Below are 22906 nucleotides of genomic sequence, written 5' to 3'. Positions count from 1 at the left end.
TCACCGTCCGGTGGCGCGCCAGGCGGTTTCGACGGACACCTGGCTGATGCCGGCGAGGCGGACGTCGTCGAGAATGCGGATGAGGTTGCCGTAGCGGGCGAGGTCGTCGCTGGACACGAGGACGCGCGGGCTCGCGGCGGTGGCGCGGTAGTGTTCGAGGCGCGGACGGACTTCGGCGAGCGGGATGAGTTCGCGGTTCCAGTACGCGCTGTCGTTGGCGGAAACTTGCAGGATCACCGCTTCGTCGTCGGCCGGAGGCGTGGGCGCGGTCTGCGCCTGCGGAAGCGTGACCGGGAGGGACTGGATTTTGTTGAGCGAGAGGGTGAAGAGGACGAAGGTGGCCAGCAGGAAAAAGATCACGTCGATCAGCGGGATGATCTCGATGCGGGCCTTTTTGGCCGGAGCGGCAACGGTGGCGGCGGGTTGCTGGAAAAGGGAGGACACGGCGGAGATGGCGGACAGGGAGCGAGGCGCGTACAGCGGAGGATTACGGTGCGGCTTCGGTTGCAGAACGGATGCGGGTTTCGAAATGGACGCGGGTGAAGCCGGCCTTGCGGGCTTCATCGACGACGTAGCGGACTTGGCTGCAGAGGGCGTTTTCGTCGCCGTTGATGAGGATGCGGGCGTCGGGCGTGGTCTGGCGCAGGGCCTGGAGCTCGGCGAGAAACTGGTCGAGGGTCAGCGGACGTTTGTCCCAGCCGAGCGAGCCGTCGTCGCGGATGGTCAGCGTGACGGCATGCGACGGGTCGCGGGATTCGCCGCTGGCGGCGGCAGGAAGCGTGACCGGAAGACCGCCCGACTTGTTGAGCGAGAGGGTGAAGAGGACGAAAGTGGCCAGCAGGAAAAAGATCACATCGATCAGCGGGATGATCTCGATACGGGCCTTGCGTGGCGCCGGCGCGGCGGCGGAGGACTGGAAAATGGCGGACAACGTCTGGAATGCGGAATTCGGAATGCGGAGGGCGGAGGACGGAATGAGTGAAACCGGGGGGGGAGGGGGTCAGCAGTCGGCGCTCTCGTTTTTCTTGAGGATGAGTTCGAGGGCGTTGGCGGCGTCGGAGATGGCGTGGCGGGCCTGCTCGATGCGGGTGTTGAGGACGTTGAACGGCAGCAGGCCGATGATGGCGATGCCGAGGCCGCAGGCGGTGGCGATGAGGGCTTCGCCGACGCCGCCGGTGATCTGGCCGGCGTTGGCGGCGATGTCGCCGCTGCCGAGCGCGCCGAAGGTGTTCATCATGCCGGTGACCGTGCCGAGCAGGCCGAGCAGCGGCGCGATGGTGATGCAGGTATCGAGGACGGCGATGCCCTGCTGGTAACGGGTGAGCTCCTGGTTGGCGGCGCGGGTGAAGGCGTTGGAGAGCGAGTGTTCGCGGTGGGTGAGCGCGTAAACGAGGATGCGGGCCACGTAGTCGCGGCTCTGGCGGCCGAAGGCGACGGCTCCCTCCGCATCGCGCGCCTCGACTTTTTCCAGCATGGCCTCGACCACCTCGGGCTGGCGGCGGCCGTTCTCGCGGATGAGGAAAATCGCGCGCTCGATGACCGCCGTTACCGCGATGAACGAGACGAGCAGGATCGGCCACATGATCGGTCCGCCGTGGGCGAAAAGCTCCATCGGGGACTTGCCCATGAGAAATGCCAGAGTGCAGGTGGTAGCCATAAGAGTATCGAAACGGTATCAGTTGAGACGGAGTTTCAATAAAAAACTCCAAAACCGGAACGATTGTCATCCGCTTGCGGATTCGCTGGCAAATTTGTTCCGGACCGGGGCCGAACAATCGCTTGACGACCGGCGATAAACCGGAACTGTCTTCCGCTCCACTATACGCCCTCATCGTCTAGCGGTTCAGGACAGATCCCTCTCACGGATCAGACCGGGGTTCGAGTCCCCGTGGGGGTACCAGGTTTTAAAGTAAAAGTCCCGGAAGCCTTTCCGCTTCCGGGACTTTTTGTTCATGCGGCGGGAGCGGGCGCGGGAGTGTCGCCGCCGCCGTCGGGGTCGCCGGTTTCCGGCTGCTTGCGATTCATTTCCCCGCGTTGCGCGGCGAGAGCCGTGATCTGGTCGCGGATGGCGGGGTATTTTTTCAGAAACTGGCGGAAATCCCGCCGGCTGAGCATGAGAAACTTGCTGTAGTCGAGCGCCGTGACGTCGGCCGAGCGGCGGGCGCCGCTCAGCAGGGCCATCTCGCCAAAAAAATCGCCGGCGCGCAGCTTGATCTTGCGGCCCGGCGTGGCGACCTCGACTTCGCCCGATGAGATAAAGTAAGCGGCGTCGGCCTCGTCGCCGGCGCGGATGAGGCGCTGGCCGGGCTGGGCGATCGCAGGATGAAAGTGGAGCACCAGCACCTCGCGCTGTTCGGGCGTGAGGCTGGAAAAGAGCGGAAAGCGCTCGGCCAGTTCTTCGGGGGTGAAAGTCTTGTGCGCGGCCAGCCGTTTTTCCATCTGTTCGCGGGCGGCCGCCAGTTCTCCCTGCAACCGGCCGAAGCGGGCGGCGCGGGAGGCCGGGATGGCCGGGAACCGGGCGATCAGCCGGTCGGCCCCGGCAAACACCAGCGGGCTGACCGTGATCGACAGCAATGCGCCGGCGAGGATGAGGCTGAGGCCTTCCGGAGGCAGCAGATGGTAGCTGATGCCGAGCCCGGCGAGGATGAACGAAAACTCGCCGATCTGGGCCAGCGACGCGGATACGACGAGGGCCGTGTTCAGCGGATAACCGAGCACCAGCACGATGCCGACTGCCGCGATGGCCTTGCCGACGAGAATCACCAGCAGCACGCCGATGACCATGAGCGGCTCGCGCACGATGATCGACGGATCGAACAGCATGCCGACGGATACGAAAAACAGCACCGCAAACGCATCCTGCAACGGCAGCGAGTTGGCCGCCGCCTTGTGGCTCAGGTCGGATTCGCTCAGGACCACGCCGGCGAAAAACGCGCCGAGTGCGAACGACACTCCGAACAGCTTGGCCGAGCCGAACGCGATGCCGAGCGCCACCGCCAGCACCGACAGGGTGAAAAGCTCCCGCGAACCGGTGCGCGCGACCTGGCGCAGGATCCACGGCACCACCCGCGGACCGAAAATCATCGAGATGGCGACGAACGCCCCGACCTTGGCCAGCGTGATGACGAGAGTGAGCAGCAGGCCGGGTCCGCCGCCATCGCCGCCGGCCGCTCCATGCGCGGCGTGGCCATCGACCGGCGCCTGCCCGCCGAGCAATCCGGCAAACGCGGGCAACAGCACCAGCACGAGCACCATCGCGAGGTCCTCGACGATCAGCCAGCCGACGGCGATGCGCCCGTTGGGCGTGGAGACGGCGTTGCGTTCATCGAGCGCCTTGAGCAGCACGACGGTGCTGGCCACCGAGAGGCTGAGGCCGAGCACGAGGCCGGCGCCGAAACTCCAGCCCCAGAGCATCGCCATGCCGGCGCCGATGACGGTGGCGATCACGATCTGGCCGACGGCGCCCGGCACCGCGATCCGGCGCACCGCCATCAGGTCGGCTGCCGAAAAATGGAGGCCGACGCCAAACATCAGCAACATCACGCCGACTTCGGCCAGTTGTCCGGCCAGGGCCGTGTCGGCGACAAAACCCGGCGTGAACGGACCGACGGCCACGCCGGCGAGCAGGTAACCGACCAGCGGAGGCAGTGAGAGCTTGTTGGCGATGAAGCCGAACACGAACGCCAGGACGAATCCCATGGCAAGCGTGGCGATGAGAGCGACGTCGTGTGGCATGGGCGGAGGGTCGGGTGGAGCGGCGGACGGCGGATTGGCAGTAAAACCCGGCGCGGCTACGGGCCGGTTGCCGGCGCTGCGCTGCCGTTTTCCGCACGGGAAGACGGCAGCGGGAAGAGGCAAAAGACGCAACAGGAAGATCGCGGGGACATCCCTTTTCCTTGCATCGTTCGCGCCTCGTTGCGGCTGTTCATAACCGGGAACTACTTTGCGGCCTTGGCCTCGATATTGATCGTCACTGCGACGTCGTCGCCGAGAGCCGCGCCGAGGCCGGAGGGGCCGTTCACGCCGAAGGCGGATTTGTCGATCGTGGTGGTGGCTTCCCAGCCGGAAAGCGTCGCGCCGCCCGGGCCGGGGCCCACGCCGAGGAGCGTGGTCTTGAGGACCACCTCCCTGGTCACGTCCTTGATGGTGAGGTCACCGGTGACATCGAAGGTGTTTTCGCCGGTCTTTTTCCAGGATTTGCTCTGGAACGTGATGGTGGTGAATTTCGCGGCGTCGAAAAAGTCGTCGCGCTTGAGGTGGTCGTCGCGCTTGGCGTTGGAGGTGTCGACGCTGCCGACCTCGATGACCGCCTGCGCCGAACTGGCCTCCGGGCTGGCGGGATCGTAGCTGACGGTGCCGGAGAAAGTCGTGAACTTGCCCGGCACCTTGCTGACGAAGTGGCGGATCGAGAACGCGACGGAGGAGTGCGCGGTATCGATGGTATAGGTCTCGGCGCGGGCGCCGGAGCACAACAGGGCAAAAAAGGTCGCAAGCGCGACAAGCGGGAAACGGCGGGAGATCATAGGCAGAAGTCGGTACGGGTGTGGCAGATTGCCACACGGGAATCAGCATGCGCCATTCCGCAAGGGACTATATGAAAAAAGTGAGCCGTATCGCGGGGTCCGGTCTTACTGCCGGGTTTTTCGGAAAAAGCACACGGTGGGCTGGCGGGCGCCTTTGCCGAGGCGTTTGACGCAGGTCCAGCCGGGGGGCTGCAACTCGAGTTCGCCCGGCATCTCGAACACCACGACCGGATCGGCCCCGGCCGCGAACCAGGCGTCGGCCTCCATGCGGGCAAACAGACGCGGGCCGGTTTCCGGGATGATCCCGTAAGGCGGATCGACAAACACGAGGTCGGGCGCTTCGCCGGGCTGCGGGGACCAGGCGAGAGCGTCCATGGTCACGAGCCGGAGCGCGGCGGGCTCGCGCCGGACGCTGCGGGCGACGGCTTCGATGTTTTGTGCGATGCAGCGGGCGGCGCGGTTGTTTTTTTCGACAAAGACGCCGGCCTCCGCGCCGCGGCTGAAGGCTTCGAGCCCGTAGCCGCCGCTGCCGGCGAACAGGTCCACGAACCGCGCGCCGGGCACGCGGGCGGCGAGGCTGGAGAACACGGCCTGCCGCATCCCGTCGGTGGCCGGGCGCGTGGTGTCGCCTTTCGGTGTTTGCAAGGTGATGCCGCGGGCGGCTCCGCCGCTGATTCGCATAGGCCGGCAGCGTGGCGGCGGCAGGCGCGGATGCGCGAGGCAAAATTCCGGCAGGACTGCCCGCCGCCAGACTAAACGCGGACGCTGCGCCGTCACCTCACCGCGCGGGGTGTCCCCGCAAATCGTAAAAACCTCCGGCGTTTTTATCCGCGGATCGCATGTTACCGGAAGACGTTGTCTGAGGGATGCGGGCGGGTAATCCGCCGCACTGACGGTCCATCGACCCAGTCGCTGGTGATGGAAATTGAGTGCTGGTGTTTGGGAATGCCTCGAGCGTTGAGGTTGATCTGCTCGATGAGCAGATGCGCCGTGGCCTGCCAGTTCTCAAAATAATTCTGTCGAATGCCGGCCAGATCGCTCCAGTCCGGGTCAAGATCGAAATGGGCGAATCCGATGTCTTCGGGAATCCGATACCCGGCGGAACGCAGATACTCCAATGGCTCGTGTTGCACCGCGATGATGACCTCCGGTTTCTGCTTGCGGACCCATTCGAGAAAAATGTCCCGTTGCCATTGCTCGCTCCAGAATGCCAGACGGGATCCTGTTCCCGCCTGGGTCATCCAGCCGAGGTAGGCGGACAAGGCGCGGTACCGGTCACGATCAATCCATCCCGTTCTGGCCATGGCGAAGCCGATCTTGCGGTAGCCGAGCCCGGTCAATCGTTCGATGCAGCATAGCACGTTCAGATGGTGATCGATGCAGGTATAGTGACAGGGCATTCCAGGCAGGGCGGAGCCTTGTGAAACGAGCGCATAATCGTCCCATCCCGCCGCCAGGGCCCATTGAGGAATTGTTTCACAGAAAATCACGCCCGCCGTCCGGCGTGTGCGCAGGGCGGCAAACAGCTTGCGAGGCGATTCTCCAAAGTCGTCCCACCGTAATCGTTCGAACAAAAAGCCTGCGTCTTCGCATATGGCGCGGATTTCATCGGAGAGCGCGTGCCGGGAAATATAGGTGGAAAGCTGTTTTTCGGCTTGCGCGGACATGAGCTGGACGATGATCGCCCGGGCCGTCCGTCGCAGGTGGCCCTTGCGCTGGTTGGTCATCAGCGCCGTCACCATCGGGTTGGGTTTGTAACCGATTTTCCGGGCCGCCGCCTGGACGCGCGCCCGCATTTCCGCGGAGGCTTCGGGACGGTTGCGCAAGGCGTAGCTGACGGCGGCGAGACTGACGTTGGCGAGTTTTGCAATCTGGCGGTAAGTGGGCGTGGCCATGTTTACTTGAACGTGTTCAAGCACACCTGGTTTGCCGCCCCTGCATCGTCAACGGTAAGGATACCTCTGTTCCCATTCCTCCATAAACAAATCAACGCCTGCACCCTGCCATGAACTCGAAATCGTCATCTTTTGTATCAGCCGCCTCCGTCTTGCTTGCGGGAGCGTTTGCCCTTGTTTTCGCCATTCCGCGGGTCGTCGCTGTCGATATGTTCAATGACACGTTCGACAGCGGGTCGGCCAACGACAACGGCTGGTATTTCTCCAACGTCGGTTCGGCGGGCCCGGCCTGGTTAATGGCGTCCGGACGCACCTGGCCCCTGATCCAGGGTGGCGCTTTACAAGCTAGCCCCAGCATCAGCACGTTCGCCCTGAAATCTTTCTCTCCTGTCACACTCGGTAAAGTGAATGATTTTATCTCAGTTTCCCTCGATGTCCGGGTTGGCACCGGCTCTGTCGCCCCGATGAACGTGGGCTTTTATTACAAGGGCGGGGAGCCCATTCAGAGCGACGGTTTTGGCGCTTCCGCGGGCAATCCGCTCGCGGGCAGGACGGGTTACACTTATTCGCAGAACTTTCCGAATGGCGAATCGGGCTCCTACAGGCAGGTGACGGGAGGCGCGGGCACCCAGCTGGACACCACGGTGGCAACCAGGGATCTCGTTCCCGCTCCCAAGTTCACCGACAGCGCTGATCACAACATTGTTTTCACGCTGACTCGCACGGCGGAAGGGCTGCAATTCCAGACCGTGTTCGACGGGACTGTGATGGACAGTCACATCATGACCAGCGTGGTCGGTAGTGTGACAGTGGATACGTTAAAGCTGTTCACGAGCAGCACGGGTGCCACGTCCTTTTACGACAACATCCGCGTGACGACCAATGTGGCCGCAGTTCCCGAGCCGGCTCATGCGGGGATCATTCTGACCGGCGCCGGCGCTGCGGTGACAATTCTGACCCTTCGCCGCAGGTGGCGCGTCCTTCACCCCGCGCCCACAATTCGCTAACGCAACCATCAACTGCCGCGCCCCATGTCATTCTTCAAAACGCAATCCTCGCGGGCCTTTACCTTGGTCGAACTGCTTGCGGTCATCGCCATCATCGGCATTCTGGCGGCCATCCTGATTCCTGTGGTCGGCAAGGTCCGCCAATCGGCGCGGCTCTCGCAATGCCTCGCCAACCAGCGCCAGGTCGCCGCTGCTTACCAACTGTATCTGGGCGATCACAAAAACATGCTCTGGTTGCAAAAAGGAGCGTCGACGACCTTCGTCCAGCCGAACAACGGAAGGTGCGGCACGATGTTCGGCCAGCAAGAGTGGGATATCCATCCCGGCTATCTCACCGTTCTGCTCGAACCCTATGGGCTGCGACGGGCGAAGTGGGACAACTGGCAAGTGATTCCTGATCGCATGACGACCGTCTGGTATTGTCCGTTGATGGCTTCCAACGATGAGATAGGCAAACACGGGACGACCTATCGTTACTATTATCCCGGCCAGCACGCTGGCGTGTCAGATCGCCCGGTGTCGTCGCTGACGGTGGCCGATTTCTGGTCCACAAAACCCTTTCTGTCCGATCACTACGGCAACCATATTAATCCCGGAGGCCCCGTACTGACCAACGAGCGCGACAAAACCGTGTATGCGTTCCTTGATGGTCATGTGGCTTACCGCGCAATGCCGTAGCCGTATCCCCCCTCCACCCCCGTCCACTCACCCGCATGAGGTGCATTCGCTCCCTGTCTCTGCCGTTTGTCGCCGGATTGTTCCTTGCAACCCTGGCCAGCCCCGCGCCCGGCGCGACGACCGCAACAGTCGCAACATCGACGGCGACGGCGACGGCGTCCTGGCGTCCGGAGACGCCTCAAGGCCGCCTTGTCATCCTCGAAAGCGCCTCGCCATCGGACACCGAAAAACTCCATGCGCTGCTCGCCTCCAATCCGGAGCCGGGGCAACGCATCGCTCTGGACACCGTCCCGCACACGGTCTCCGCGATTTCTCCAACCGACCGGCGTCTGGCCAGCACTCTCCGTCGCCCGCCCGCGCCGGCGGTCGAGGTGACGGCGGCAGATGTCGCCCGTGATCTCGGATTGTCGCCCGACAAACTCCCCGCCGCCATTTTGACCACACCGGCAGGCGAAGTGCGCGGCATCTGGACCGCTCCGCTCGATGCCACTGTTTCCGGCCAAATCCTGGCCACGATGAAATCCTCGTCACCGCACGGCGTGCGGGTTTTCCCGCCGCCCCTGCCGCTTCCGGCACGCGCCATCGCCCCGTCTTCCGGAGAGGCGCTTTCCGCCCGCCATGCGCCGGCGCGCTGGCTGACACTGGGAACCTGGGCCGCGCCCGCCGGCCTCTCCCTTTGGGGAGTGGATTACGAACGCGAAGTCCGCCCTCATCCCGGAGAGCCGCAAGTCGTCACTTATTGGGATTCGTCGTGGCACGCTCGCTGGGAGGAACGCGCCGCCTCGGCCGACGGGGGCATTGTCATCGAAAAACTCGCCCGCGATTTCACCTGGCCCAAGGGAAGCGCCTACGCGCACCTGTATATTGCCTCGCCCGCGCCGGCGGAGATCACCCTGAACTTCACGCAAACAGGCCCGGAAGTGCACGGCTGGCTCAATGGCCGGCCGCTCGACTGGCGGCGCGACCCGGCCCGCCGGGAAATCACCGTGGAGGAACGCGGCGTCAGCGACCAAGGCAACGTCGTGACCATTCGCCGGACCGAGGGAGGCTCGGCGCATGACGCGCGCCTCCGGCTCGACGCCGGCTGGAACCGGCTCCTGGTAAAACTCGTCATGCGCCACCGCAAAGAGGAGACGTTTGCGTTCACCGCCCGCTTCTCCGCCGCGGATGCCGCCGTGCTCACCCGGCTCCGCACCAGCACGGCCGATCCCTCGCGGACGGACATTTCCCGTCAGGTGGCCGCCCGTTTCATCCCGCGTGTTTTCACGAACGCACCCTTCAACCTCGTTTATCCGGGAAGCCCGCTCGCGCTCGATGTGGACATCGGCGCCGCCGATCTTCTCGGCGGCACGGTCGCGCCGTTTCTGCCCCAGCCGGCCGGACGGCTTGAACTCACTGTAACCGATTACGATGGCGGCGAGGTTCTCCGCCGGTCGTTGCCCTTTGTGTTGCCCGGACGCGCGTCGTTCGATCTCGGCCCCGCGCCGGCCCGCGGTTACTACGCGACGCACCTGCGCCTCTTCGACAGCGCCGGCAACCTCGTTCACGTGTATCCGCCGGATGGATTCAGCGTCATCGGGGGCACGGCGGCGCAACGTTCACGCAAGGCCGTCAAGAAAATGGCGGTCAATTACTATTACATGGGCAACGGCGACGCCTGGCGGAGCCTGTATTTCCCCTACATGGAGCGCATCGGCATCCTGCAAAATATCGGGGGTCACAACACGCGCGCTCCCGATTTTTACCGCGAGGCCCATGAGCGCGGACTGGGTGTGATCATTGATACCTACGCGCACCGCGACCCCGGCTACGTGCGCGCCTATGTCGAGGAAAGCGCCGCGTGGACGAATACGTTCAAGGCGTTCAACGAGGTGGACATTCAACCCGCCGTGCGCGGCACGCCCGCCTCGTGGGTCGCCAAGGCGAGGCAGGACTACGAAATTATCAAAAAAGCGAACCCCGCCGCGCTCATGCTCGGCGCCAGTCTCGTGCGTCCCGCGGCAGATCCGTGGTTCGAGGAATGCCTCAAGCTCGGTCTCGCCAATTATCACGACGTGTGGGATGTGCATTGTTATCCGCAAAACCCGCCGCTGCTGGGAGGCACGATGTCGAACAGCCCCGACGAAACCGAACTGGGCGTGCTCAAGGTTTACGAAAAACTCGGCTGGAAGAACACGAAACCCTTCTGGATCGGCGAGACCGCCGCCCGCTCCGGGCATGGCAACGACGGTCGCCGCTGGCAGGCCGCCACAAGCGTCAAAATGGCCGCCTGCGCGCTCAGCCGCCCGGATTTTCAGAAGATCGGTTTTCTCGTGCCGTGGCGTTACAGTCGCGGGGAGAGCAGCTACTACATCATGGACATCGAGGCCGGCCACATGCCCGCCGAGGCGGCGTATTACACGGCCAGCGCGTTGATCGACGGCTTCGGCGACGCCGCTTACAAACAACTCGACTTCGGCCCAAATGTGCAGGCCGCGCGGTTCGGGCCGACGATCCTGGCGTGGACGAGCGACGGAGCTTCCCGCGAGGTCACGTTGCGACCGGAGACGCCGCCGCCTTTCGTGCGAGTCGATGTCGTCGGGCGCGTGCAAACGCTGGCCTCTCCGGGCCCTGACGGCTCCGTGCGCATCCCGGTCGGCGACAGCCCGGTCTATGTGCTCTCCAGGGCGGATTATGACCGGTTGACCGCCTCCGTCCCCTGAATCCCTCCCCCCCCAATGCGCACCATTGATTTTTTCAACCCATGAAACACGACGCCAACCTCCATGAAGACTCCCTGCGCCCCGTGCCGATTCTTGTGAATCCGGGCGCGGCGTATGCCACGGCCACGCGCAAGTGGCAGGGCATTCCGGGTATCGAGGCGACCGCAACCGGCGTCCTGTATGCCGCATGGTATACGGGCGGGCACACGGAATGTGAGGCGAACCATGTGGTCGTTGTCCGCAGCCGGGATGGCGGCAGGACGTGGTCCGAACCGTATCTGGTGATTGACCCGCCTGCCAGATACGTCAGGGCCTTCGACCCCGTGCTCTGGCTGGACCCGTCCGGAAGGTTGTGGATTTTCTGGGCGCAGACCTTTGTCCGCGTCGGTGAGGGAGCGCCGCACGGGGGCGTCGTTCATAACGGACGCTCCGGAGTATGGTTCATCCGGACGGACACGCCGGACGCCGGGCAACCCGCATGGACCTCTCCGCGGCGCATTGCCAACGGCGTCATGATGAACAAACCCACTGTGCGCTCCAACGGGGAGTGGCTTTTGCCCACCTCTATCTGGACCGAACACGGGCCGCTCCTTCCGGAACTGGCGCACGAACGTTATCCCAACATCACCGTTTCCACCGATGGCGGCGAAACGTTTTCCCTGCGCGGCGGGGCGGATGTCCCCTGTCGCTGTATCGACGAACACATGCTGGTGGAGCGGCGCGACGGCTCGCTCTGGATGCTGGTGCGGACGCTTTACGGCATAGGCCAGAGCGTATCCGTTGATGGCGGCGCGACGTGGCGCCCGGGCTGGCCAACCGATATCGCCAGCCCTTGCACGCGTTTCCACATCCGCCGCCTTGCCAGTGGCAGGTTGTTGTTGCTTCACCACTACAATTTCACGGGGAGGTCGCACCTCACGGCGTCGCTCTCCGATGACGACGGGCGGACCTGGCATGGCCGCCTGCTCCTGGACGAACGCGCCGAGGTTTCCTATCCCGATGCCGGCATCACGCCGGACGGACGCATCCATGTCATCTACGACCGCGAGCGTTTCAAGGCCCGCGAAATTCTGCTGGCAAGCATCACCGAGGCCGAAATCGCGGCAGGCAAACCCGGCGACTCCGGCAGCTTCCTGAAACACATCGTCGACAAAATCGAAAACTGACGCCAGTCCCCCCCCGCCACCACCCCATATGTATATTTTCAAGGTTTATCTCATGACAAAAACATCCCTGCTTCTGAACGTAGTGTTATTTGTATTATATTGCGGCGTCGGTGTCGCGGAACCGGCGGTGACGAAGCCGGTTTTCCCTGTAGCAACCGAGGCTGGAGACGTCTCGGTATTTCTTGACGCCTCCGGAGATCCGAAAAATGCGCCCGACGGCGGGAAGACACCGGTGCTTTCCGGCGAACTTGTGACGCACGATGCCGACACAACTCCTGTCGCATGGCAGGATGGCGTCCGTGTGCGCTCCTTTCTCAAAAAAGGATGGCATAATACAAAGGCAAAATTTCGCTGGGAGCTGCCTGTTGCCGCCGGAGCGCCTGTTTTGCCCGCAGGACGTTATGAAGTGTGGGCGCGCTATGCACAAAGCGGCCAAGCGTCGCAAAACGTAAGCATATACGTTGGCGGGCAGGACAATAAAGCGGGCGAGGAACGCCTGAAATCCGTCCACAATGTTCCCAATTGGGAATTGCAATGGAGCAAGGCGGAAAAGACTTTGTTTATAACGGACGAAGACAAATTTATAGAGATTGAGACAAGCGGATTTGCCGCGCACCAGAAAAATATTGCCGGTTTCTGGTTGTTGAAAATCGCTGACTGGCCTGCCGGAATCACCTCCGCTGGCTGGCGCTTGCGCCAGAAATTGACCATCCAGCCTGATGCAAAAAAAGTGACGGCGCGGTTGGTTGTCATTGAAGGCAAAACCGCCGCAATGTCCGACCCGGCGCTGTCGGCGATTGACGCCACACTCAATGCGCAACCTGCTCTACGCGAGCAAGTCGCAGTCTCCGTCATTCCCGGTGAGTTTGCGGATGCCGACACGCTGTCCGACGCCGCGAAATGGCGCTGGACCGAGATTGGTCGCAGGGACATGGACCAGCGCGAAAACGAAACTGCCGCCGCCCTTGCGCAACGTCTCTCACTAAAAGTGTTGCCTGCCGTGGTACTCACCACGCCCGCGCAGCAGATAATAAAGACATGGGAAGGGCCGTTTACCGCCGAAAATACCCGTGTCCTGCGCGAGGAAATCCACGCCGCGCTCGGGAACGGGACGCCGGTGGCGGCGGCGGAGGCAGCGCCCGCAGGAACAAGCGCGACGCCGGCCATTGCCGATGCTGCGCGGATGCCCGAGTCGGGTGTTCCGGAGCAATGGCTGGTGCTTGGCACCTGGGCCGGGCCCGCGGGGCTGGGTATGTGGGGGCTTGATTACGAGCCGGTTGCGCGACCATCGCCCGGCGACCCGGAGATTGTCACCTGGTTCGATCCTTTCAGACGGAAGCGCTGGGCAGTTCACAAGGCGGACGCGAGCAAAGGCGGGCGCGTGATTGTCGAAAAAATTGCCCCGCCCTACCTCCCTTGGGCAGGTGGCGCCGCGTATGCGCATCTTTATATATGGTCGCCAGATGCGCGCCGCGTCGCGCTTTGCCTGGCGCACACGGGGGACGGGACGGCAGGCTGGCTCAATGGCAAGACCCTTGCGTGGAAGGCCGACAGTTCGCCCGCCGCCGCGAACGCCATAAAAACCCTTTCCTCCGATGCCTCAACCACTGGCAATGTGGCGGCCACGAGCGACCAGGGTGGCAGCGTCACGGTGAAAAAAACGTCCGCCGGCAGCGCATGGGAAACGCCGCTCGAACTTGAACGGGGCTGGAACCGGGTGCTTGTCAAAATATTCAGCAGTCAGGCCAAGGACGAGACACTTGCTTTTTCGTCGCGCTTTGTCCCGGCCCGCTCCTCCGCGTCCGCCTCCGCCGCCGAGGTTGCGCGGACGATGGCCGGATTGCGTGTTTCCTGCCGGAATCCGGCGGCAGCGGAGGATGTTCTTGCGGCAGCGGGACGTTTTGTACCACGCGTAAAAACTTCCGATGCTCACAATCTCAACCTTGTCCCGCAAAACCAGCCTGCACTCAGTATAGAGGTGGATTTGCAATCCGAGGACCTGCTCGCCGGAACGGTCGCGCCGTTTCGCCCCTGGCGCGGGCAACTTGAACTGCGGATGACCGATTACGACGGCGCTGAAATTTATCGCCGCACACGGTCCGCTGTCTTCCCCGGCGTATTTTCGTTTGACCTGCCGTCCCCCCCCTCCCTCCCGCGTGGTTATTACGCACTACAACTCAATCTGCTTGATGCCCGCGGAAATATTATCCGGGCCTGCGCTCCGGACGGTTTCAGTGTTGTCGGTGGCACCATCGCGCAGCACGAACGCCAGCCGTTCAAAAAAATGTCGGTGAATTATTATTACATGGCGCAGACCGGCCACTACAAGACGCTTTATTTCCCCTATATGGAACGGGTTGGCGTCTTTCGCAATCTTGGCGGAAGCATCTTCCCGCATGATGATTTCTTCAAGGAAGCCGCCGCCCGCAATATCGACGTCATGGCCGATCTGGATTTGCATACCGATCCGAAGATCATCGAGGACTTTGTGCAGCGGACAAAACCCTTTGTGAGCGGCTTCAAGGGGACCAACGAGATAAATATCCGCTACAAGGTGCGTGGTTCTCCCGAGGCCTGGGTCGCCAAGGCAAAGCGCGAATATGAAATCGTCAAGCGCCTGGCTCCCGATATGATAATGACAGGCGCAAGTTTCGGTTCGCATTTTGACTCGTGGTTTGAGGAATGTCTGAAACTCGGTTTGGACAAGTATCACGATGTTTGGGACGTTCATACTTACCCGAAGGATCCGCCGGCGCTCGGCGGCAGCATGTCAAACAATGACCTGGAGACGGAGTTTGGTGTGCTGCGTGCCTATAAAAAATTGGGCATGAAAAACACGAAGCCCTGGTGGATAGGGGAAACAGGAGCGCGAGCGAGTCATGGCCACGATGGCCGCCGCTGGCAGGCAGGGATGCTTGCCAAAATGGTCGCCTGCTCGCTCAGCCGCGATGACTTCCAGATCGTCAGTTTTCTCGTCCCGTGGGATTATCCGCGCGAAGGACCGGGAACGAGAATGCACGGCTATATAATAGGCGACATGGGTTATGCGCATATGCCCGCCGATGCCGCCTTCTATACTGCCAGCGCTCTCATTGACGGATTTCCTTCCCTTCGGGTTCCCTCGGCAACCGGCGGAGGTCAGGCGGACAGCGACGGCAAGGCCGCGTGGCAAAAACCGGGCTGGCTGAAGTGTGATTACGAGCGGCTGCGCGGTTTTCCGGGCGACGCACCGGTTGTGCAGGCCGCCCGTTTCGGACCCACCGTCATGGCCTGGACAACCGACAACCGTCCGCGCAAGGTCTCGCTTCCGTTGGCAAAATCCGGTGCAAGCGCAAACGCCCTCGCCATCATGCCGCACGTGATTGTTGACGTGATTGGCCGCGCGCGCGCTTTGGCTGCCAATGACATCACTCCCGCCAGGGACGGCGCCGGCGCGATCGCGAACGTCACTATTGATGACAGTCCCGTTTACATCCTTGCCCGCGCCGAATATGAACGGCTCACACGATTCTAGAAACACGAGTCCAGCCTCCACGAAGAATCTCCGCATCCCATGCCGACTCTTGTGATCCCGGAAACCGGGCCGACCGCAGGCGGGCCGGCAACATGGGCTCGCGGACAATGGATCGGCCCCGCGCCCTGGCAACTGGACGCCGCGCCCGTTCAGCGGCATCCCGTGGCATTCCGCCACGAGGTCTCCCTGGAGGGTGAATGTCGTAGCGTAGTTGTGAATACGACTGCGTCCCATGTTTACAACCTGTGGGTGAACGGGGCCTGGGTGCTTTCCGGACCGGCGCGCGCGTTTCCGCGCTACCGCTTCCTTGACCGGCTCGACATCACCCGCTGGCTCAAACCCGGAGCCAACACGATTGCCGCCGTCGTCCTGCCGCCAACGGGCGTCACCGGGTATTCATGCCCGACGCGCACCGGTTTTTTCCTCGCCGGAGAGATCACCGGGACGGACGGCCATGCGCGCGCGTTCGGCAGCGGGGAGGGGTGGCGGACCTGCGTTGCGGACTGGATTGATTCGCACGGTTTTCTCACCTCCTTGCCGACAGGCCATCAGGAGCATTGGGACTTGGCTGGCGAACCGGAAAACTGGCTGACCGCGAAGGATGACACGCTGGATTCCGACAAATGGCGGCCCGCCCGTTTGCTGGGCGGAGCAGGGACGCCTCCCTGGGATTTTTTGCGTGAACGTCCCGTTCCTCTGCTGGCAGTCGAGCATCTGCACGCGCGCCATGTCTGGAGCGGCCAGGATGACCGTGGAATGGAACCAGGCGGCAACCTTTGCCACCGTTTTCCCGAACGAATGCGCAATGCCTCCCGTGTTGAACAAACCTGGGACGGCATTTCGCCGTTGGAAAATCGCGAGGTCAATCTGTGGGTTTTTGATCTCGGGAAAACCCGTCCGCTCCGCGCGGGCATCAGGGTGGTTGATGTGTCGGGAAACGTGCGTCTGGAATTTTTTTACGATCTGGCCTTTGACGGAAAACCCTCGGTGATGTCCGGGTTCCACGGTGAGCAGGAGGGATTCTGCGACTCCATGATCCCCGTGCGCGGCGGGGACGTGTGGCAGACATTGCAACCTCGCGGTTGCCGCTTCGTGACCATTCGGGCGGCCGGGCCCGGGCGTTGCCGGTTCATTCCGCAATTCAACGGGAGCGAGTATCCGTGGCCGGCAAAAGTCCGGTTCGAATGCGAGAGGAGCGATTTTACGAAATACTGGCAAATGTCGGCGGAAAGTCTCCGTTCATGCTCCTCGGATGTGATTGTGGATACATGCGCGCGCGAAAATGTGCTCTGGACATTCGATGCCTGCGTGAGCGGCAAGGCATCTTTTTATACATTCGGCGATGCCCGCCTGTGGAGACATTGCCTCTGGTTGATTGGCGAGGGGATCGACGGGAATGGCATCCCGTCGTCCGTTGTTCCGGCGCAGGCGAGTTTCATGGTGTTGTTCGACCATGCTTTTCAGTGGGTGTCCAGTTGCCGGGATTATTACCTGATGACTGCCGACAGGGATTTTTGGCCGGAGGTCCGCCAACCGTTGGCGAGATTTCTTGCGCAATGCGAACGCCACTACGTCGAGGATATTTTTGTACCGCCCGCTTTTGCCTGGCACTGGATGGATTGGGCGCCGCTGGACAGGCGTCCGTTTTCGTTGCCCGTCAATGCGGCGTCACTCCACGCATTGGCGGCTGCCGAATGGCTCGCCAACGAAAATGATGATACCGAAGTTGCGGCCCTGGCGGCCCGACGCAAGCGACTCCTGCAAGCCGCCATCGAACGGTTTTACGACCCGTTGGCGGGACTCTGGCGCGACCACCTGGAACCGACGGTGAATCCCGGATCGCATAACACATTTGGTCATATTCCTGCCGGGCAAACGTTAACCCACAGTCTTCACGGGAATTTGCAAATGGCAGCTTTCCTTGAGGAAAAACGACGCGATGTCCTGCTGAAAAATGTTGCCCGATGGTTGACTACCGCGGGCGCCTCGCGGGCGTCCATGGGGCCGGGTTGGTGGCAGTTGCTGTTGCAGCCTCTCGTCGCGAATGGCTATGCATCCGATGCGATTGCCTGTCTTGACGAGACGTGTGGGCGGCAGGCTGCGACAGGCAGTCCGACGTGGGCAGAGGGAGCAACACCATCGGAATTCAATACTGCCCATGCGTGGGGGGCCTCGGTCAATTCGCTCATCGTTGAAGGTTTTCTGGGGATACAGCCAGCCGTGCCAGGATGGGCAAACGTGCGTTGCACTCCTCGAATAAAGGAAGATTTTCTTTATCAGATCGAAACGGTTTCCGGGTTGATCGAAATTTCGCAATCGGCAGGAAAACTGGATGTTAACCTCCCTTCTTGTCTGACCAGCGGCCAGTGATCTCCTTGAAACGCTCTCCCGGACTGTCGCTGAAAATCCGGAACGCCCGCGTCACGTATCCCGGTGCGCCATCGCTCCGTCTTGCCGTCGCCGGTACCCGGTGGTCTCATCCTGGCCTCTCCGCCATGCCTGTTCACCGGTTTCCCGTTTCCGATCATTGCGACGGTTTTCGTTTCTTCAACGCCCGCGATCACGTCGGCCGGAATCTCGCCGACGTGTTGCGGTGGAAATTTGCCGGGCAGCGCGAGCCTTGGCCGGCCCGGGTGAACATCGCGCCGGTCGCGCCGCCCCCGCCGCCGGAGCGCGGGTGGCGGGCGACGTGGGTCAACCATGCCACGTTTTTGCTGCAATCGCCGGCGGGCAACCTGCTCACCGATCCGGTCTGGGGTGACCGGTGCGGCCCGCTGGGATTGTCGGGACCGCGCCGGGTGCATCCGCCGGGCGTAGCCTTCGGGGCGCTGCCGCGGATCGATGCGGTGCTGCTCAGTCACGATCATTATGACCATTGCGACCTCGCCACCTTGCGGCGGCTCTGGCGGGCGCACCGGCCGCTGGCGATCACGCCGCTCGGCAACGGCGCGCTGCTGCGGCGGGCGGGTTTCACGCCGGGCCGGATCGTCGAGCTCGACTGGTGGCAGGCGCACCTGCTGCCGGCAACAGGCGAAGGCGGCGGCGGCACGGAGGGTATCCGGATTACGGTGACACCGGCGCATCACTGGAGCAACCGCCTGAGCGGGGGGCGCAACGGCCGGCTTTGGGGCGGTTTTTATGCCGAACCCGGGCTGTCGGCGGCGCAGGGAGAACGGGCCGGGCGGGAGGCGACGCTGTATTTTGCGGGCGATACGGGTTACGAGGAGGGGCTTTTTCAAAAAATCCGCGAGCGGCTCGGCGCGCCGGACCTGGCGTTGTTGCCGATCGGGGCGTACGCGCCGCGCTGGTTCATGTCGGTGCACCATTGCGATCCGGCGGATGCCGTGCGCATCCATCGCGAGCTCGGCGCGCGGCAGAGCGTTGCGATGCACTGGGGGACGTTTCAGTTGACGGACGAGGGGCGGGAGGCGCCGCCGCAGGAACTGGCGGCGGCGCTGGCCGAGGCGGGCGAACCGGCGGAGCGTTTTGTGACGCTGACGCCGGGCGGGAGTGTCGATTGCCGGAGCGGCGGTTTTTCTGCCAATCCGCCGTCCGGGCGCGACGGGAACGGAGGTTATTTCACCTGAACAGGCAGGCGCACGAGGTAGCCGCGGGTGTAGACCAGCAACTGGTTGGCACCCTTGCGCACGGCCTTGCGCGCGGAATCGGCGTCGCTCACGGGCTGGTTGTTGATCTCCACGATGAGCAGACCTTCGCCGAGCCGGCCGTTGTAGGGCGAGTCTTCCGCCACCGAGGTGATGACCACGCCGGCCAGGTCCTTGGGCGCGCCGATCTGGCGGCGGGTTTCATCGGTGAGCGGCTCGACACGGACGCCGGACAGGATTTCGTCGCCGCCGGTGTCGGAGAGCGCGCCGAGCTTCACGGTGGCGGTGTGTTCCTTGCCGGTGCGCAGGTAGGTGACTTTCACCTCGGTGCCGGGGGCGAGCGAGGCGATCTGCAGGCGCAGGTCGCGCATCGATTTCACGGGCCGTTCGTTGACGGCGGTGACCACGTCGTTGCGGCGCAGACCGGCCTTGCCCGCAGGGCTGTCGGAGGGGATGTCGTTGATGATGATGCCGGTCGTGCCCTTCTTGAGCCCGGCGGCGTCGGCGATTTCTTCGGTGACGTCCTGGCCCTGGATGCCGAGGTAGCCACGCTGCACGCCGCCGGTTTCGACGAGACTGCGCATGATGCCGGCGGCGAGGTTGGCCGGGATGGCAAAACCGATGCCGATATTGCCGCGCGAGGGCGAGATGATGGCGGTGTTGATGCCGATCAGGCGACCCTCGGCGTCGACGAGCGCGCCGCCGGAGTTGCCCTGGTTGATGGCGGCGTCGGTCTGGATGAAGTTTTCGTAGCCGTCGCCGTTGCCGATAATGCCGAGGCTGTTGCGGCCGGTGGCGGAGACGATGCCCTGGGTCACGGTCTGGCCGACGCCGAGCGGGTTGCCGACGGCGAAGACCACGTCGCCGACGCGGATCTTGTCGCTGTCGGCAAAGGTGATCGCGGGCAGGTCGGAGGCCTCGATCTTGATGACGGCGACGTCGGTCTTGGGATCGGCGCCGACGAGTTTGGCGGTGAGTTCGCGTCCGTCGGAAAGGGCGACCTTGAGCTCGTCGGCGCCGTCGACGACGTGGTTGTTGGTCAGGATATAGCCGTCGGCCGTGGCGACGACGCCGGAGCCGAGGCCTTCCTGCTTGTAGTCGCCGCCGCCGCCCGGGATCTGGTCGCCGAAGAAACGGCGAAAAAGCGGGTTGATCTGCTGATGGACGGTTTTGCTCGAATACACCGAAACGACGGCCTTTTGCACCGGCTCGATGACGTCGGCGTAACTGGTGACGACGCCGCCGGAGGTTTTGGCGAGAGGGGCGTCATCGGTTTTGATCTGCGGCGACTTGCTTTCCTCTTTGGCGACGACGGCGAAGGTGAGTGTCGCGCCGGCCATGGCGGCCAGCAGGAGGGTCAGGATGTTTCGGATTTTCATAAGTCGGTTTTTTAACGCGAATGGAGAATCGACCGCCGCCGGTGCGCAAGGTTCCCGCCTGTCGGATGCGGTGCGTTGCCGGGGGGGGGAGGGGGATTTTCGATTTTCGATTCCTGATTTTCGATTGGCTACGGTCGCGTCGCTCTCAAACGGTTGCACCGCCCCAATAACTGATGTTACGCGAGGGAGGGGAAGTGGCCTCCAGCAGATGCGGGCGAGACGCCCGCGCCACGACGCTCCGCATCACATCAGTCCAATAATCGAAAATCGGAATCGAAAATCCTCCCGTTCTGCTCAGGGCATTTTGGCTCCGCGGGCGGCGGTGAGCAGGGCGTACCATTCCTCGCGCGAGAGCGTGATGTGTTCGGCCTGCGCGCTCGAGGCGATGCGTTCCGGCCGGGTCGTGCCGACGACGGGCCGGATGCCCGCCGGGTGCCGTAGCAGCCAGGCGAGCGCCAGCGCATCGATGCCGACGCCTTTTCCAGCGGCCATCGTCTTGAGAAGCGCGATGACGGGTTGCAGGGGATCGTCCGCGGGCAGGTCGGTTTTGAGGAGTCGTCCGCCGCCGACCGGGCTCCAGGCCTGCACGGTGATGTCGTGCAGGCGGCAGTAATCGAGCATGCCGGTGGCGAGCAGGGAGACGGAGCCGCGCTGGTTGGCGAGGAAGCCTTCGGTGATCATCGGGGCATGGGCGAGGCTGATCTCGAGCTGGTTGGCCACGAGGGGTTGCCTGGCGTATCGGCGAAGGAGGTCGATCTGCGGTCCCGTGTGGTTGCTGACGCCGAAGGCCCGCACCTTGCCGGAGGTGTGCAGGGTGTCGAACGCCCGCGCGACTTCTTCGGGCTCGACCAGGCAGTCGGGCCGGTGGAGCAGGAGGGAATCGAGCTGGTCGATGCCGAGCCGTTGCAGGATGCCGTCCACCGAGCGCAGAATGTGATCGTGGCTGAAATCGTAGCGCGCCGGCACGCCGGGCACGGGATCATCGGCGAAACGAATGCCGCATTTGGACTGGATGACGATGCGCTCGCGCAGCCCGGGATGGGCGCGAAGGTAATCGCCGAAGACTTTTTCGGATTTGCCGCGACAATAGATGTCGGCGTGGTCGAAGAACGTCATGCCGGCAGCCAGCGCGGCGTCGAGTGCGGCGAAGGCGGCGCGGCGTTGCTCGTCGGTGAGCGGAGACGCGTCCCATGCGCCTCCGATTCTCATGCACCCGTAAATGAGGCGCGAGGTGGACGGGGCGGGGGAGGTGCTGGCGGATGCGGCGGATGACATGTCAAAATCGGGATGGAGCGTTGAGGACGGGAATTGGACGTTTGAAGTTGGACGTTTGAAGTTTGGAAAACCGGTCTTCGCCGTCGCTTTCCGCCCTCCGGGCTCGACTCCAAACTCCAAACTCCAAACTTCAAATTCCAAACTTCCAATATTCAGAATCCCTTCACCTTGAACAGGCTGGTGACGCTCTCGTTGTTGTTGATGCGCATGATCGCCTCGGCGAGGAGCGGGGCGATGCTGAGCACCTTGATCGGGAGGTCGCGCGTCTCGAGCGGGATGGAGTTGGTCGTGATGAGCTCGTCGAGGCCGCCGGTGCGAAGGCGTTCGTAGGCCATCGGGCTGAGGAGCGCGTGGCTGACGGCGGCGCGCACGGAGATGGCGCCGTTGGCGCGGAGGAGCTTGGCGGCGTTGACGAGTGTGCCGGCCGTCTCGGTGATGTCGTCCACGATGAGCACGTCCTTGCCGGCGACCTCGCCGACGACGTTGACGGATTCGACGGTGGTGGCGCTGGTGCGTTTTTTCCAGACCATGCCGAGGCCGGCGCCGAGGATGCCGGCGTAGGCGGCGGCCATCTTCATGCCGCCGACGTCGGGGGAGCAGACGACGAGGTTTTCGGCGCGGAAACTTTCCAGGTACTTGAAGAAGACGGGCGAGGCGAAGAGGTGGTCGACGGGGATGTCAAAAAAACCCTGGATCTGCTGCGAGTGCAGATCCATGGTGAGGATGCGGTTGGCGCCGGCGGCGACGAGAAGATTGGCGACGAGCTTGGCGGTGATGGGGACGCGGGGCTGGTCCTTGCGATCCTGGCGGGCGTAACCGTAGAAGGGAATGACGGCGGTGATGCGTTTGGCCGAGGCGCGGCGGGCGGCGTCCATCATGATGAGGAGCTCCATCAGGTGGTGGTTCGTCGGCGTGCAGGTGGATTGCACGATGTAGACGTCCTTGCCGCGGATGTTTTCGTTGATTTTCACGAACGACTCGCCGTCCGGAAAACTGGTGACGACCGCCTCCCCGAGAGGCACGCCGATATGCTGGCAGATTTCCTCGGCCAGGGGCCGATTGGAATTTCCGGAGAAGACCTTGAAGTGCGGTGCGCTCATGAAGGAGGTGGTGTGCTGGAGGAGTGAGGGACGGAGAGGGACGAAATGGACAGGAAGGGACG

General features: G+C 63.2%; 17 protein-coding genes and 1 tRNA gene. 8 read left to right on the top strand and 10 right to left on the bottom strand.

Annotated features, from left to right (window positions below; all coding sequences use genetic code 11):
- From OPIT5_30220 to OPIT5_30210, 3 genes are all read right to left on the bottom strand, one after another.
- Window positions 1-444 carry a biopolymer transportern ExbD gene (locus OPIT5_30220; GenBank protein AHF93805.1) on the bottom strand — a complete coding sequence of 148 codons (444 nt, stop codon included), beginning with the start codon at window positions 442-444 and terminating at the stop codon, window positions 1-3.
- A gap of 43 nt (window positions 445-487) precedes the next feature.
- Entirely contained in the window at window positions 488-931 is a 444-nt protein-coding gene (locus OPIT5_30215) for a biopolymer transportern ExbD (protein AHF93804.1), read from the bottom strand.
- Window positions 932-1000: 69 nt separating this feature from the next.
- The gene (locus OPIT5_30210; GenBank protein ID AHF93803.1) at window positions 1001-1657 is read right to left on the bottom strand and encodes a flagellar motor protein MotA; all 657 of its coding nucleotides are present in this window, start codon (window positions 1655-1657) and stop codon (window positions 1001-1003) included.
- Between the two features lie 167 nt (window positions 1658-1824).
- Between OPIT5_30210 and OPIT5_30205 the strand changes: the two genes are divergently transcribed.
- Window positions 1825-1900 (top strand) — tRNA-Glu (locus OPIT5_30205).
- Window positions 1901-1950: 50 nt separating this feature from the next.
- On the opposite strand, the gene OPIT5_30200 is transcribed toward OPIT5_30205, so the two are convergent.
- The 4 genes from OPIT5_30200 to OPIT5_30185 all read right to left on the bottom strand — a co-directional run bounded on the left by OPIT5_30200 (window position 1951) and on the right by OPIT5_30185 (window position 6442).
- On the bottom strand, window positions 1951-3735 hold the full coding sequence (locus tag OPIT5_30200; GenBank protein AHF93802.1) for a cation transporter: 1785 nt from the start codon (window positions 3733-3735) through the stop codon (window positions 1951-1953).
- Between the two features lie 203 nt (window positions 3736-3938).
- Window positions 3939-4523, bottom strand: coding sequence for a hypothetical protein (locus OPIT5_30195; protein AHF93801.1), 585 nt, complete (start codon window positions 4521-4523; stop codon window positions 3939-3941).
- A 105-nt stretch (window positions 4524-4628) separates the two neighbouring features.
- Window positions 4629-5204: a methyltransferase gene (locus OPIT5_30190; GenBank protein ID AHF93800.1), complete on the bottom strand. Its 576-nt coding sequence runs from the start codon at window positions 5202-5204 to the stop codon at window positions 4629-4631.
- 161 nt (window positions 5205-5365) lie between these two features.
- Window positions 5366-6442: a LacI family transcriptional regulator gene (locus OPIT5_30185; GenBank protein ID AHF93799.1), complete on the bottom strand. Its 1077-nt coding sequence runs from the start codon at window positions 6440-6442 to the stop codon at window positions 5366-5368.
- Between the two features lie 128 nt (window positions 6443-6570).
- Here OPIT5_30185 and OPIT5_30180 point away from each other — a divergent pair, with 128 nt between their 5' ends.
- From OPIT5_30180 to OPIT5_30150, 7 genes are all read left to right on the top strand, one after another.
- Window positions 6571-7425, top strand: a complete 855-nt coding sequence (locus OPIT5_30180; protein AHF94938.1) for a hypothetical protein — start codon at window positions 6571-6573, stop codon at window positions 7423-7425.
- Window positions 7426-7449: 24 nt separating this feature from the next.
- Window positions 7450-8103: a hypothetical protein gene (locus OPIT5_30175; GenBank protein AHF94937.1), complete on the top strand. Its 654-nt coding sequence runs from the start codon at window positions 7450-7452 to the stop codon at window positions 8101-8103.
- A 77-nt stretch (window positions 8104-8180) separates the two neighbouring features.
- Window positions 8181-10805: a hypothetical protein gene (locus OPIT5_30170; protein ID AHF93798.1), complete on the top strand. Its 2625-nt coding sequence runs from the start codon at window positions 8181-8183 to the stop codon at window positions 10803-10805.
- A gap of 41 nt (window positions 10806-10846) precedes the next feature.
- Window positions 10847-11971, top strand: a complete 1125-nt coding sequence (locus OPIT5_30165) for a hypothetical protein (GenBank protein AHF93797.1) — start codon at window positions 10847-10849, stop codon at window positions 11969-11971.
- A 28-nt stretch (window positions 11972-11999) separates the two neighbouring features.
- Complete coding sequence (locus OPIT5_30160; GenBank protein ID AHF93796.1) at window positions 12000-15485, top strand: hypothetical protein; 3486 nt, start codon at window positions 12000-12002, stop codon at window positions 15483-15485.
- Between the two features lie 213 nt (window positions 15486-15698).
- Window positions 15699-17855, top strand: coding sequence for a hypothetical protein (locus OPIT5_30155; GenBank protein ID AHF94936.1), 2157 nt, complete (start codon window positions 15699-15701; stop codon window positions 17853-17855).
- A 125-nt stretch (window positions 17856-17980) separates the two neighbouring features.
- Complete coding sequence (locus OPIT5_30150; GenBank protein AHF93795.1) at window positions 17981-19072, top strand: beta-lactamase; 1092 nt, start codon at window positions 17981-17983, stop codon at window positions 19070-19072.
- Here the strand turns inward: OPIT5_30150 and OPIT5_30145 are convergent.
- The 3 genes from OPIT5_30145 to OPIT5_30135 all read right to left on the bottom strand — a co-directional run bounded on the left by OPIT5_30145 (window position 19060) and on the right by OPIT5_30135 (window position 22844).
- Window positions 19060-20469, bottom strand: a complete 1410-nt coding sequence (locus tag OPIT5_30145) for a protease Do (protein AHF93794.1) — start codon at window positions 20467-20469, stop codon at window positions 19060-19062. The genes OPIT5_30150 and OPIT5_30145 overlap by 13 nt on opposite strands.
- Before the next feature lie 294 nt (window positions 20470-20763).
- Window positions 20764-21744: an aldo/keto reductase gene (locus OPIT5_30140; protein ID AHF93793.1), complete on the bottom strand. Its 981-nt coding sequence runs from the start codon at window positions 21742-21744 to the stop codon at window positions 20764-20766.
- 152 nt (window positions 21745-21896) lie between these two features.
- Window positions 21897-22844, bottom strand: a complete 948-nt coding sequence (locus OPIT5_30135; protein ID AHF93792.1) for a ribose-phosphate pyrophosphokinase — start codon at window positions 22842-22844, stop codon at window positions 21897-21899.
- Between the last annotated feature and the right edge of the window lie 62 nt (window positions 22845-22906).

It is taken from the genome of Opitutaceae bacterium TAV5, from assembly GCA_000242935.3.
Classification (GTDB): domain Bacteria; phylum Verrucomicrobiota; class Verrucomicrobiia; order Opitutales; family Opitutaceae; genus Geminisphaera.
The sequence above is the reverse complement of the archived record's forward strand: the minus strand, read 5'-3'. Positions and strand labels throughout refer to the sequence as shown.

Coding starts and splice junctions, on each gene's coding strand:
- OPIT5_30210 (AHF93803.1), bottom strand. CDS start 1,657: ATGGCTACCACCTGCACTCTGGCATTTCTCATGGGCAAGTCCCCGATG.
- OPIT5_30200 (AHF93802.1), bottom strand. CDS start 3,735: ATGCCACACGACGTCGCTCTCATCGCCACGCTTGCCATGGGATTCGTC.
- OPIT5_30195 (AHF93801.1), bottom strand. CDS start 4,523: ATGATCTCCCGCCGTTTCCCGCTTGTCGCGCTTGCGACCTTTTTTGCC.
- OPIT5_30190 (AHF93800.1), bottom strand. CDS start 5,204: ATGCGAATCAGCGGCGGAGCCGCCCGCGGCATCACCTTGCAAACACCG.
- OPIT5_30175 (AHF94937.1), top strand. CDS start 7,450: ATGTCATTCTTCAAAACGCAATCCTCGCGGGCCTTTACCTTGGTCGAA.
- OPIT5_30165 (AHF93797.1), top strand. CDS start 10,847: ATGAAACACGACGCCAACCTCCATGAAGACTCCCTGCGCCCCGTGCCG.
- OPIT5_30160 (AHF93796.1), top strand. CDS start 12,000: ATGTATATTTTCAAGGTTTATCTCATGACAAAAACATCCCTGCTTCTG.
- OPIT5_30150 (AHF93795.1), top strand. CDS start 17,981: ATGCCTGTTCACCGGTTTCCCGTTTCCGATCATTGCGACGGTTTTCGT.
- OPIT5_30145 (AHF93794.1), bottom strand. CDS start 20,469: ATGAAAATCCGAAACATCCTGACCCTCCTGCTGGCCGCCATGGCCGGC.
- OPIT5_30140 (AHF93793.1), bottom strand. CDS start 21,744: ATGTCATCCGCCGCATCCGCCAGCACCTCCCCCGCCCCGTCCACCTCG.
- OPIT5_30135 (AHF93792.1), bottom strand. CDS start 22,844: ATGAGCGCACCGCACTTCAAGGTCTTCTCCGGAAATTCCAATCGGCCC.